Source organism: Streptomyces justiciae (assembly GCF_015163075.1).
GTDB classification, from domain to species: Bacteria; Actinomycetota; Actinomycetes; order Streptomycetales; family Streptomycetaceae; genus Streptomyces; species Streptomyces justiciae.
The window spans coordinates 330,915-343,601 of sequence record NZ_JADDXU010000010.1; the positions used below are offsets into that span (position 1 = coordinate 330,915).

Below are 12,687 nucleotides of genomic sequence, written 5' to 3' on the forward strand. Positions count from 1 at the left end.
TGCCATCCATCCCACGCTCAGCCTCCGCTCTCAGGCCCCCAGAAAGCCCTCCACCGCGCTCACAAAGCTGCCCGCGTCGTCCAGCCACGGAAAGTGCGCCGCCCCCGCCTGCACCACCAACTCACCCTCCGCGAACAGCCCCGCATACTCCCCCATCGCCCGCGGCGGCGCGGCCACGTCCACCTCCCCCGCCAGCACCAGCACCCGCCCCTCGAACCCCGCCAGCGCCGCCCGCGTCGCCTCCGGATCGAAGGCCCCCTCCGAGCCGTACACCGCCGCCGCCTCACCATTGCGCTGCTCCGCCTCGGCCGCCCGCACGGCCCGCGCCTCCTCGTCCCAGCGCGCGAACCAGAACGGGGCGATGGCCTCCCAGTCGTCACCCGCCGCGCGCCCCTCGGTCACCGCCTCCAGCGCCGCGTACGCCGCGCCGAACCACTCCTCGTCCCGGCGCAGCCGCGCGGCCCCCAACCGGTCCTCGGCGGCGATGTCGATGCCGGCCGCGTACACGCTCGGCGTGATCAGGGCGAGGCGTGCGACCCGGTCGGGGTGGTGGGTCGTGTAGAGGGCCGCGAGGTTCGCGCCGGCGCTGTGCGCCAGCAGGTCCACCCGCTCCAGGCCCAGTTCCTTCCGCAGTGCCTCGGCGTCGTGCACCAGTCGGTCGCAGCGGTACGACGCCGGGTCCGTCGGCGTCGCCGAGTCGCCCGTGCCCCTCAGGTCCAGGCGGATCAGGGTGCGGTGGGCGGTGAGGCCGCCCAGGTCGCCGAGGTAGGCGGAGGCCTGCATGGGGCCGCCGGGGAGGCAGATCAGGGGCGGGCCGTCGCCGGTGGCGTGGTAGGCGAGGACGGTGCCGTCGGGGGCGTTGAAGGTAGGCATGGGGTGAGCCTTTCAGCGGTCCTCACCTGCGGCAAAGCAATAAGCGCCTGGCCCGGCACGGCACCCTGGGGAATCCTCCGCCCCGGCAACCCCGAAGGGGCCGGGCGATCCATCCGCCCGGCCCCTCTCCGAGGTGTACGACCCCTCAGCTCGGCGACTCCGCCCCCTCACGCGCGTAGTACCACCAAGTCACCCCGATGCAGGTGACGTAGAAGGCCACGAAGCCCCACATCGCGCTGGTCACCGCGAAGTTGGCGAACAGGGCCGGGATGAAGAAGAAGCCGTAGGCGGCGACGGCGGCGGTGAAGCCGGTGACCGCGCCCGCTTCCATCTCGGTCTGGCGGAGGGCCTTGGTGTACTCCGGGGTGCCCTTGGTCAGGCCCTTGAGGTGCTTGGTGCGGAAGATGACGGGGATCTGGCGGAACGTCGAGCCGTTGCCGATGCCGGAGAAGAAGAACGCGGCGAGGAAGCAGGCGAAGAAGCCCACGAAGTTGCCGCCGTCGCCGCCGCTCGGCAGGAAGTTGATCACGCCGATGATCGAGGCGGCCATGCCGACGAAGGAGAGGATCGTGACGCGGGCGCCGCCCAGCTTGTCGGCGATCCAGCCGCCGGCCCAGCGGGCGAGGGCGCCGAGGGCCGGGCCCATCCAGGCGTAGGTGGCGACGGAGTAGGCCGGGAAGGTGGTCTTGATCAGCATCGGCAGGGCGGCGGCGAAGCCGATGAAGGAGCCGAAGGTGCCGACGTAGAGCCAGGTCATCACCCAGGTGTGCTTGCGGCGGAAGATGACCTTCTGCTGGGCGAAGGACGTGGACGCGGTCTTGAGGTTGTTCTGGCCGAACCAGGCGACGGCGGCGAGGACAAGAAGGACCGGGACCCAGACGAAGGCCGCGTTCTGGAGGTACACCGTCTCGCCGGTCCTGGTGTTGGCCTGGCCGGAGCCGATCGCGATGACCGAGCTGGTGATGACGATCGGGGTCAGCAGCTGGACGACGGAGACACCGAGGTTGCCGAGGCCGCCGTTGATGCCGGTGGCGTTGCCCTTCTCGCTCTTGGGGAAGAAGAAGCCGATGTTGGCGAGGGAGGAGGAGAAGTTGGCGCCGCCGATGCCGCACAGGGCGGCGATCGTGGCCATGGTGGTGAAGGACGTGGCGGTGTCCTGGATCGCGTACCCCAGCCAGATCAGCGGGACGATCAGGACGACGGTGGACAGCGCGGTGAAGGTGCGCTGGCCGGTCCTCGGGCCCAGGAAGGTGTAGATGATCCGGGCCGTGCCGCCGGTCAGGCCGGGTATCGCGGTCAGCCAGAACAGCTGCGAGGTGGTGAAGGAGAAGCCGACGTCGGCGAGGTTGGTGGCGGTGACGCTCCACACCTGCCACACCACGAAGGCGACGAGCAGGGCCGGGACGGCGATCCAGAGGTTCCGCCGGGCGACCCGCTTCCCCACGGAGTTCCAGAAGAGCTCGTTCTCGGGCTCCCAGTCGGTGATGTCCCGGCCGGGCCGGTACTGGGCGAGGTCGTACGACCGCCCGGCGACCGTGGTCGTCGCTTCATGTACGGCAGGCATGGCTGTTCCTGGTGGTGAGGAGGTTGTCCTTGCTTCTTCAGCCTCCTCTCGCGGCAAGGGGGACATCAGGGTCCTAGGGCGCGACCACGAACCGCCCTAGGACCCCGATGAGCAGGGACTTCCGGCCCCGTCCGCCGCTTATGCCGCGTGCCGCTCCCGTCCCCGGTGTGCCCGGATGATCTCCGCGTACCGGTGGCCTGAGCCCTTGATCGTGCGGGTCTGGGTGCGGTAGTCGACGTGGACGAGTCCGAACCGCTTGTCGTAGCCGTAGGCCCACTCGAAGTTGTCGAGCAGCGACCAGGCGAAATAGCCGGCCAGCGGGGCGCCCTTGCGGGCGGCGGAGGCGCAGGCGGCGAGGTGCCGGGTCAGGTAGTCCTGCCGCTCGGGGTCGTCGATCGTGCCGTCGGGGCGTACGACGTCCGGGTAGGCCGAGCCGTTCTCGGTGACGTACAGCTTGCGGGCGCCGTAGTCGTCGGTGAGGCGGAGCAGCAGGGTCTCGATGCCGCTCGCGTCGATCTCCCAGTCCATGCCGGTGCGGGGGACGCCGGTCCGGCGGACGGAACGGACGTACGGGGCAGGACCGTTGGGGTCGTCGGCGACGGTCTGCGGGAAGTAGTAGTTCAGGCCGAGCCAGTCGAGCGGGGTGGCGATGGTCTCCAAGTCGCCGGGTTTCTCGGGGAGTTCGACGCCGTACACCTCCCGCATGTCCGCCGGGAAGCCGCGGCCGTGGACCGGGTCCAGCCACCAGCGGTTGGTGTGGCCGTCCATGCGGCGGGCGGCTCGCAGGTCCTCCGGGCGGTCGGTGGCGGCGTGGACGGTAGAGAGGTTGTTGACGATGCCGACCTGGGCGCCGGGAGCGGCCGCGCGGATGGCCTGGGCGGCGAGGCCGTGGCCGAAGAGCAGGTGGTAGGAGGCCCGGACCGCCGCGGTGAGGTCGGTCCAGCCTGGGGCCATCGTCCCTTCCAGGTGGCCGATCCACGCCGAGCACAGGGGCTCGTTGAGGGTGGTCCAGTGGTGCACCCGGTCACCCAGTCGCTCGGCCACGACCGAGGCGTACGAGGCGAAGTGCTCGGCGGTCTCGCGCTCGGGCCAGCCGCCGCGGTCCTGGAGGGCCTGGGGCAGATCCCAGTGGTAGAGGGTGACGGACGGGGTGATGCCGGCCGCCAGGAGTCCGTCGATCAACTCGTCGTAGAACGCGAGGCCCTTGGGATTGACCGGACCGTCGCCGCCTGGCACGACCCTCGGCCAGGCGACGGACAACCGGTAGGCGTTGGCCCCCAGTTGACGCATCAGACCGATGTCCTCACGCCAGCGGTGGTAGTGGTCGCAGGCGATGTCGCCGGTGTCGCCGTTCGCCACCTTGCCGGGGGTGTGCGAGAAGGTGTCCCAGATCGACGGCGAACGGCCGTCCTCCGTCACGGCTCCCTCGATCTGGTAGGCGGCTGTGGCCGTGCCCCACAGGAAGTCGTGCGGGAGTGCGGCGAGATCGATGGTCACGAAAGTCCTTTCAGGAGTGGTCACTTGACGGCGCCCGCCGTGAGCCCGGCGACGAGATAGCGCTGGAGGAGCAGGAAGCCGGCCACCACCGGGACGCTCACGACCAGCGAGGCGGCCATGATCTGGTTCCAGTACACGTCGTAGAGGGTGGAGTAGCCCTGGAGGCCGACGGCGAGGGTGCGGGTGGTGTCGTTGGTCATCACCGACGCGAACAGCACCTCGCCCCAGGCCGTCATGAACGCGTAGACGGTGACCGCGACGATGCCGGGGATCGCGGCCGGCACGACGACCCGGAAGAGCGCGCCGAGCGGCCCGCAGCCGTCCACGAGCGCCGCCTCGTCCAGGTCGCGCGGCACCGAGTCGAAGTACCCGATGAGCATCCAGATCGAGAACGGCAGCGAGAAGGTGAGGTACGTCAGGATCAGCCCGCCGCGCGAGCCGAACAGGGCGATGCCGGTGGCGTTGCCGATATTGACGTAGATCAGGAACAGCGGGAGCAGGAAGAGGATGCCGGGGAACATCTGCGTCGACAGGACGGTGATCGTGAAGACGCGCTTGCCGCGGAAGTCGTAGCGGCTCACGGCGTAGGCCGAGAAGACCGCGATGACCACCGAGCAGACGGCGGCCGCGCTCGCCACGATCAGGGAGTTCACGAAGTACCGGGCGAGCGGCACCGTCGACCAGATGTCGATGTACGGCTGGAAGGTCAACTCACTCGGTATCCAGCGGAACTTGCCGGTGACATCCGCGAGCGGCTTCAGCGAGCTGGAGATCATCACGTACACCGGCAGCAGCACGAAGCCGGCCAGCAGGGTGAGGAAGACGAGCCGGGTCCACAGGAAGGACCGCGGGGGCGCCATGGGAGAACTAGGCACGCGACGCCCTCCGTCCGCGCGAGGTGACGGCGAGATACACGCCCGTCACGAGGAGCAGGAACAGCAGCAGGAGCACGGACATGGCGGAGCCGGTGCCGAAGTTCCAGGTGACGAAGGAGGCTTGGTAGATGTGGACCGAGATGAGGTCCGCGGCCTCCGGCGCCGACTTGCCGAACAGGACGTACGGCGTGTTGAAGTCGTTGAACGTCCACAGGAACAGCACCAGGATCAGCACCTGGTTGACGGCGCCCAGTGACGGCAGGGTGATGCGGCGGATCTGCTGCCACATCCCGGCGCCGTCGAGGGCGGCGGCTTCGTACAACTCCCGTGGGATGTTCTGGAGTCCGGCCATGACGATGAGGAAGGCGAACGGCCAGCCCTTCCACACGGACACGACCAGCAGGGCGATGAAGCTGTTGTCGCCGATGAGCCAGAAGGACGGCTTGTCGGTGAGGCCGAGCTGGTCGTGCAGGACGTGGTTCACCAGGCCGTTGTCGTGCTGGAACATGAACACCCAGGTGATGACGGCCGCGTAGACCGGCAGGGCGTACGGCACCAGGAACAGGGCGCGCAGCAGGCCCCGGCCGCGGAAGGTGTCCTGCATGCAGATCGCGGCGGCGGTGCCGATCAGCCAGCACAGGCCGACCGAGAGCAGGGTGAAGGCGACCGTGACGAAGAAGGAGTGCAGCAGGGCCTCGCCGACGGGAGCGTCGAAGTCCACCGACATACGGAAGTTGTCGAGGCCGGCCCAGGGGGCGGCGCCCCAGTCGCGGATGTAGAACTGTGTGAGTTCCTTGAAGCTCATCACGATGCCGATGACCATCGGCACGAGATGGACGAGGAGTTCGAGGATCAGGGCGGGCAGGAGGAGCAGGTAGGGCAGTCCGATGCGGCGGATGCGGCCGGGGACGCGGCGGCGCGGTCCGTGCGCCGCCTTGTCGCCCGACTCCCCTTTGCGCACCGGGAGTTCGACAGTGCTGGTCATCAGGGTCACGCCGCCGGCATCTGCGCCTGGGCCTTCTCCAGGGCCGCCTTCACCGACTCGGTCGTCACCGCGCGACCGGCGGCCGCGTCGGCGAACAGGCCCTTGATGGCCGTACCGACCGCCGTCTCGAACTGCGACTCGTCGGCGACCTGCGGGGCCGCGACCGCGCTGGTGGCGAGGGTGTTCTTCAGGACGCCGTTGGCGGGGGTGTTGAAGGCCGCGTCCGCCTGCGCGCCCTTGACCGGCGGGATGGAGCTGTAGGCGGTGTTGAGGATCTTCTGCTCGGCGTCGCTCGTCATGAACTTCACGAACTTCTTGGCGCCGTCGAGGTTGTCGGAGTTCTTGAAGACGGCCAGGTTGATGCCCATCACCATCGAGTTGACGCCGGTGCCGGTGCCGGGGGTGCCGGACTGCACGGGCACCGGGGCGATGCCGAAGGAGTCCTCGCTCATGCCCTGGGACTTGAGGTTCGCGGACGCCGACTGCCACAGCAGCATCGCGGTCTTGCCCTTGGCGAAGTCGCTGACCGACTGGTTCTGCGCGTACTCGGCGTTGCCCGGCGCGATGACCTTGTCCTTGGCCATCAGGTCGACGAACTCCTTGACGCCGGCGACCGCCCCGTCGTTGGTGAAGTCGGGCTTGCCGTCGGCGGTGAAGAAGTCGCCGCCGTGCTGCTTGGCGAAGACGACCGCGTGGTGGATGTTCTCCGAGGGGTTCGCGCCCTCCACGCCGAGCGCCCACTTGCCGCCCTTGGACAGCTTCTTGCCGTCCTCGACGAACTCGGCCCAAGTGGTGGGCGGTTGGGCTATGCCCGCGTCGGCGAACATCTTCTTGTTGTAGTAGAGCGCGTACGCCATCGAGTACAGCGGTACCGCGGCCGGGTCCTTGCCCTCCGCGCCGGTGGAGCCGAGGGCGGAGTCGACGAAGCGGTCCTTGCCGCCGATCGCCTCGAAGTTCTTCGCGTCCCACGGCAGCAGCGCGCCGGTGGCCTGGAGGGAGGCGCTCCAGGTGTTGCCGATGTTCAGGACGTCGGGGCCCTGGCCCGAAGTCGTCGCCGTGAGGATGCGGTTGAGGAGATCCGACCAGGGCACGACCTCCACCTTCACCTCGATGCCGGTCTGCTTCTTGAACTTGTCGAGTTCCGGCTGGAGGACCTTCTTGTCGATCTCGATGCTCGCCCCCTGGTTGGAGGCCCAGTAGGTGAGCGTCTTGGGTGAGTCGTTGGACCCGCCCTCGGTCGACGAACCGCCTCCGCAGGCCGACGCGGCCAGGGCGAGAGACATGGTGACGGCGCCTACGGCCGCGGCTCGGATGCTGCGCATGGCTCCTGGTGTCCCTTCAGGGAATGCACTCACGGCTTAATTTAGGACGTGAGTTAAACCGCAGGAGTTCGGCGCGTCAAGGGGTTGAACAGCACTTGTTGAACTCGGCGACACCTCTTGACGTCCGCGTTTGAACACTGAAGCATCCCTCGGCGAGAGAGCGCTCCCAACCCTTCCGTCGTTCACTTCCTGAACAAGGACTTCCTGATCAAGGAGCCGCCCATGAGTCCGTCCCCGCTCAGCCGGAGAACCGTCCTCGGCGCCGCGGTCCCCACCGCCCTCGCCCTGTCCGCGACCCCGTCCTGGGGCCGCCCGAACGCCCTCCCCGGAGGCGGTGACCTCGGCCCGAACGTCCTGGTCTTCGACCCGAACACCCCTGACATCCAGGCGAAGCTGGACGCGGTGTTCGCCCAGCAGGAGTCGGCCCAGTTCGGCACCGGCCGCTACGCGCTGCTCTTCAAGCCCGGCACCTACCACGGCCTCAACGCCCAACTCGGCTTCTACACCTCGATCGCGGGCCTCGGCCTGTCCCCCGACGACACGACCATCAACGGGGACGTGACGGTCGACGCGGGCTGGTTCGGCGGCAACGCCACGCAGAACTTCTGGCGTTCGGCGGAGAACCTGGCGCTGGTCCCGGCCAACGGCACCAACCGCTGGGCGGTGGCTCAGGCCGCCCCGTTCCGCCGGATGCACGTCCGCGGCGGCCTCAACCTCGCCCCCTCCGGCTACGGTTGGGCCAGCGGCGGCTACATCGCCGACAGCCGTATCGACGGTCAGATCGGCCCGTACTCCCAGCAGCAGTGGTACACCCGGGACAGCGCGATCGGCAGCTGGCTCAACGGCGTCTGGAACATGGTGTTCTCGGGCGTCGAGGGCGCCCCGGCGCAGAGCTTCCCGAACCCGCCGTACACCACCCTCGACACCACTCCCGTCTCCCGCGAGAAGCCCTTCCTGTACCTCAACGGCAGTGAGTACCGGGTCTTCCTGCCGTCCCTGCGCACCAACGCCCGCGGGGTGACCTGGGGCAACGGCACGCCTCGCGGTACCTCACTCCCCCTGTCGCGGTTCTACGTCGCCAAGCCGGGCGTCTCGGCGGCGACGCTGAACCAGGCCCTCGCCCAGGGGCTGCACCTGCTGCTGACGCCGGGGATCTACCACGTCGACCGGCCGATCCAGGTCAACCGCGCCAACACCGTGGTGCTGGGCCTGGGTTACGCGACGCTCGTGCCGGACAACGGCGTCACCGCGCTGAAGGTCGCCGACGTGGACGGCGTCCGGCTGGCCGGCTTCCTGATCGACGCCGGGCCGGTCAACTCGGCGTCCCTGCTGGAGGTCGGCCCGAGCGGCGCCTGGCGGGACCACTCCGCCAACCCCACCACCGTGCAGGACGTGTTCATCCGCATCGGCGGCGCGGGCCCCGGCAAGGCCACGACCTCGATAGTGATCAACAACCGGCACACCCTCGTCGACCACACCTGGGTCTGGCGCGCCGACCACGGCGAGGGCGTCGGCTGGGAGACCAACCGCGCGGACTACGGCGTGGTCGTCAACGGCTCGGACGTCCTCGCCACCGGCCTGTTCGTGGAGCACTTCAACAAGTACGATGTCCAGTGGTTCGGCGAACGCGGCCGCACGATCTTCTTCCAGAACGAGAAGGCGTACGACGCCCCGAACCAGGCCGCCATCCAGAACGGCTCGGTCAAGGGCTACGCGGCCTACCGGGTCGGCGACGCGGTGACCGCGCACGAGGGCTGGGGACTTGGCAGTTATTGCTACTACAACGTCGACCCCACGATCGTGCAGCACCACGGCTTCGCCGCCCCGAACCGGCCGGGAGTGCGTTTCCACGATCTGCTGGTCGTCTCGCTCGGGGGCAACGGCCAGTACGAGCACGTCATCAACGAGACGGGGGCGGCGACTTCGGGCACGTCGACCGTGCCGTCCACCGTGGTGTCGTACCCCTGACGGATCTTGACGGCCCGTCAGGTGCGGGCGGCCAGCACGGCCTCCCGCACCGCCGGGGCGATCTCCTGCGCCCAGCGGCCGAGCGTGACGTCGGCCGGGGTGCCGTCCTCGACGCGGAAGTGGACGAACCCGTGGGCGCCGAACTCCAGGACGGCACCGGTGAGTTCCTCGACCCACTGCGCCACCGAGCCGCCCCGCCACACGCCATCGGCGTCACGCGGGGCGGCGACGGGCGTTGCGGTGATGACGCCGGGGAGGTTGTAGACGGTGACGATGTCTGCGGGGTCACGGCCTGCCTTGAAGGCGGCCTCGTCGATGACGGGCCGGGAGTCGCGGTAACGCGGGCTCAGCCAGTCGGCGGCGTGGCCCGGGATCCAGCCGTCCGCCACCCTGCCGGTGGCGGCGAGCGACTTGGGCCCCACCGAGCCGGTCCACACCGGCGGCACCGCGACCGCGGCCGGTTCGAGGTCGTGCACCTGGTAGAACTCCCCCTCGAACGTGACCGGTTCACCGCCACCGCCGAGCAAGCGGATCAGGGTGACCGCCTCCTCGAAGGCCCGCACCGCCGCACCGGGCCCGAGCCGCTCGACTCCCAGCCGGGCGATCTCGTCCCACAGCCCGCCCGCGCCCATGCCCAGCACCAGCCGCCCGCCGGTCAGCGCGGACAGCGAGGTGACCGTGCGGGCCAGCATCGGCGCGGGGCGGCTGGGCAGGTTGCTGACGCTGACCAGGGCCGAGACCCGCTCGGTCCGGCCGAGGACGACCCCGACCTGGGCGTACGCATCGAGCCTGGCCGCGTAGTAGGGGTGGTCGGAGACGGTGACCAGGTCGAGGCCCTGCCGGTCTGCCTGCACGGCGAGCCGCAGCGACTCCTCGATGTCGCCGACGGCTGTGCTGATCCCCGTACCGAACAACGGCTTCTGCAATGACATGGCGGACCCCGCCCTCTCCCCGTCGACTGCGTACCCCGTCCCCCGGAGCACCCTTTCAGTTCGCACCACGAACGTTATTCATCCGTGGTGCGAACTGACAACGGGACCTGCGTCCTAGGACCGCAGCCCCAGGACTACACAGCCGTCACCCCGGACGGCGCCTGGGCATACCCCGTCGGGCGGGCCGTGAACGTGCCGCGGCCCTGGGTCCGGCTGCGCAACCGGGTTGCGTAGCCGAAGAGTTCGGCGAGCGGCACGGTGGCCGTGACGACCGCCGAGCCGGCGCGTGCCGCCGAGCCCGTGACCCGGCCGCGCCGGGCCGCGAGGTCGCCGAGGACTCCGCCGACCGCGGTGTCGGGCACGGTGACCGTGACCTCGGCGACGGGTTCGAGGAGCACCATGGCGCAGGCGCGCAGGGCGTCCCGGAGCCCGAACCGGCCCGCCGTGCGGAAGGCCGTGTCGGAGGAGTCCTTCACATGGGTCGCCCCGTCGGTGAGGGTGACGCGCAGCCCGGTCACGGGGTGACCGCCGAGCGGCCCCTCGGCCAGGGCGTCCCGGCAGCCGGCCTCGACCGCCCGGACGTACTCCTGCGGCACCCGCCCGCCGACGACGGCCGAGCGGAACTCGAACCCGGCGTCCACGGGCAGCGGCTCCACGTCGAGGACGACATGGGCGAACTGCCCTGCCCCGCCGTCCTGTTTGACGTGCCGGAACACGAACCCGGACACGCCGCGTCCGACGGTCTCCCGGTGGGCCACCCGCGGCCGCCCGGCGTTGACGTCCAGCCCCTGGTCACGCCGTACCTTCTCCAGCGCGACCTCCAGATGCAGTTCGCCCATGCCGGACAGCACGGTCTGCCCGGTCTCCGGGTCGGTCCGCACGACCAGCGACGGGTCCTCCTCGGCCAGCCGGGCAAGCGCCTGGGCCAGCCGGTCGGTGTCGGTGGACCGCACGGCCTCGACCGCCACGGACACCACGGGTTCGGCGACGCTCGGCGGTTCGAGGACGAGCGGCGCGTCCGGCGCGCACAGCGTCGACCCGGCGCGGGCCGCCTTCAGCCCGACGACAGCCACGATGTCCCCGGCGACCGCCCGCTCCAGCTGGGCGTGCCGGTCGGCCTGCACCCGCAGGATGCGCCCGATGCGCTCGGTGCGCCGTACGCCCGAGTCCCACACCGTGTCTCCCTTCTCGATCGTTCCGGAGTAGATCCGCAGGTAGGTGAGGCGCCCGGTCGGGGTGGCGTTCACCTTGAACACCAGGCCCGCGAACGGCGCCGCCGGGTCGGCGGCCCGCTCCTGCCCGTCGTCCTCGCCGGTGCCGCGCACGGCGGGCACGTCGAGCGGCGACGGCAGATACGAGACCAGCGCGTCGAGCAGCGGTTCGACACCACGGTTGCGGTAGGCCGATCCGCACAGGACCACGACCCCGTCGCCGGAGTGGGTGAGGTCCCGCAGCGCCTCGCCGAGCGTCCGCGCATCGAGCGCCGACCGGGCGCAGAACTCCTCCAGCGCCCCCGGATGCAGCTCGGCCACGGCCTCTTCGAGCACCCGACGCCGCCGCGCCGCTTCGTCGGCGAGCGTCTCCGGGATCTCCTGTACGACCATGTCACCGCCGTCGGCCCAGGTCAGCGCCCGCATCCGGACCAGGTCGACGACCCCGCGGAAGCCGTCCTCCGCACCGATGGGCAGCTGCACGACCAGGGGTGCCGGGTGCAGCCGCTCCCGGACGGAGGCGACGGCGGCGTCGAGGTCGGCGCCGGCGCGGTCCATCTTGTTGACGAAGGCGATCCTCGGTACGCCGTACCGGTCGGCCTGCCGCCAGACGGACTCGCTCTGCGGCTCCACGCCCGCGACGGCGTCGAACACCGCGACCGCGCCGTCGAGCACCCGCAGCGAGCGCTCCACCTCGTCGGCGAAGTCGACGTGCCCCGGGGTGTCGATCAGGTTGATGCGATGGCCGTCCCAGGCACAGCTGATCGCCGCCGCGAAGATCGTGATGCCCCGGTCGCGTTCCTGCGGGTCGAAGTCGGTGACGGTGGTGCCGTCGTGGACCTCACCGCGCCGGTGCGTGGTGCCGGTGGCGAACAGGATCCGCTCGGTGACGGTGGTCTTACCGGCGTCGACGTGGGCGAGGATGCCCAGGTTGCGGACGGTGGTGAGAGGGTTGATGCGAGTACGCACGGCCCATGGCCTTTCGAGGTGTTCCGTGAAAAGGGCAGCGCAATTCCCGTACGAAGCACTCGACTTGACGATGCGTCAGGAGGTCGTGACGGGCATCCGACACCGGCCGCGCAGCGGGCGCCGGGCGGCCGGAGACACGAGGATCACCTCGTAGCGCGTACGGGAAGCGGCGACAGTGGTGCGGTCACACACGGCCGGGCTCCCCTCGTTCGTCACGGATCTCGTCACACGGCACGCCGCCGGTCAGTGGCGGCGTGCGGTTCGTGGTGAGTGTAGGGAGGGGGCGGGAGGGGCGGCATCTGATTATTTCGACGGCCGTGGAGACGACGTAAAGCAACTGTGCGGGCCGAGGAGATCCTCGACCCGCACAGCTGCGGTTACTCTCTGTGTCCGAGGGGGGACTTGAACCCCCACGCCCGATAAAGGGCACTAGCACCTCAAGCTAGCGCGTCTGCCATTCCGCCACCCGGACTAGGTGTCTGCCGCCTGGC

The 12,687-nt window shown here is 70.0% G+C and carries 9 protein-coding genes and 1 tRNA gene; 1 reads left to right on the forward strand and 9 read right to left on the reverse strand.

Annotated features, from left to right (window positions below; genetic code table 11):
- Nucleotides 1–30: 30 nt before the first annotated feature.
- From IQ210_RS27740 to IQ210_RS27765, 6 genes are all read right to left on the reverse strand, one after another.
- A complete protein-coding gene (locus tag IQ210_RS27740) occupies nt 31–873 on the reverse strand; it encodes an alpha/beta fold hydrolase (protein WP_194081856.1) in 843 nt (280 codons plus the stop codon).
- Between the two features lie 145 nt (nt 874–1,018).
- Complete coding sequence (locus tag IQ210_RS27745; RefSeq protein ID WP_194081857.1) at nt 1,019–2,437, reverse strand: MFS transporter; 1,419 nt, start codon at nt 2,435–2,437, stop codon at nt 1,019–1,021.
- Between the two features lie 138 nt (nt 2,438–2,575).
- A complete protein-coding gene (locus IQ210_RS27750; RefSeq protein ID WP_194081858.1) occupies nt 2,576–3,934 on the reverse strand; it encodes a GH1 family beta-glucosidase in 1,359 nt (452 codons plus the stop codon).
- 20 nt (nt 3,935–3,954) lie between these two features.
- Nucleotides 3,955–4,794: a carbohydrate ABC transporter permease gene (locus tag IQ210_RS27755; protein ID WP_194081900.1), complete on the reverse strand. Its 840-nt coding sequence runs from the start codon at nt 4,792–4,794 to the stop codon at nt 3,955–3,957.
- A gap of 7 nt (nt 4,795–4,801) precedes the next feature.
- On the reverse strand, nt 4,802–5,794 hold the full coding sequence (locus IQ210_RS27760; protein ID WP_194081859.1) for a carbohydrate ABC transporter permease: 993 nt from the start codon (nt 5,792–5,794) through the stop codon (nt 4,802–4,804).
- 5 nt (nt 5,795–5,799) lie between these two features.
- Nucleotides 5,800–7,116 (reverse strand): ABC transporter substrate-binding protein, encoded by a 1,317-nt coding sequence (locus IQ210_RS27765; RefSeq protein ID WP_194081860.1) that lies wholly within the window; start codon nt 7,114–7,116, stop codon nt 5,800–5,802.
- 222 nt (nt 7,117–7,338) lie between these two features.
- On the opposite strand from IQ210_RS27765, the gene IQ210_RS27770 reads away from it, so the two are divergent.
- On the forward strand, nt 7,339–9,084 hold the full coding sequence (locus IQ210_RS27770) for a coagulation factor 5/8 type domain-containing protein (RefSeq protein ID WP_194081861.1): 1,746 nt from the start codon (nt 7,339–7,341) through the stop codon (nt 9,082–9,084).
- 17 nt (nt 9,085–9,101) lie between these two features.
- Here the strand turns inward: IQ210_RS27770 and IQ210_RS27775 are convergent, their stop codons facing one another.
- From IQ210_RS27775 to IQ210_RS27785, 3 genes are all read right to left on the reverse strand, one after another.
- Nucleotides 9,102–10,016 (reverse strand): LLM class flavin-dependent oxidoreductase, encoded by a 915-nt coding sequence (locus IQ210_RS27775; RefSeq protein ID WP_194081862.1) that lies wholly within the window; start codon nt 10,014–10,016, stop codon nt 9,102–9,104.
- Between the two features lie 134 nt (nt 10,017–10,150).
- Nucleotides 10,151–12,196, reverse strand: a complete 2,046-nt coding sequence (gene fusA, locus IQ210_RS27780; protein ID WP_194081863.1) for an elongation factor G — start codon at nt 12,194–12,196, stop codon at nt 10,151–10,153.
- Nucleotides 12,197–12,583: 387 nt separating this feature from the next.
- A tRNA-Leu gene (locus IQ210_RS27785) sits at nt 12,584–12,668 on the reverse strand.
- Nucleotides 12,669–12,687 lie beyond the last annotated feature (19 nt).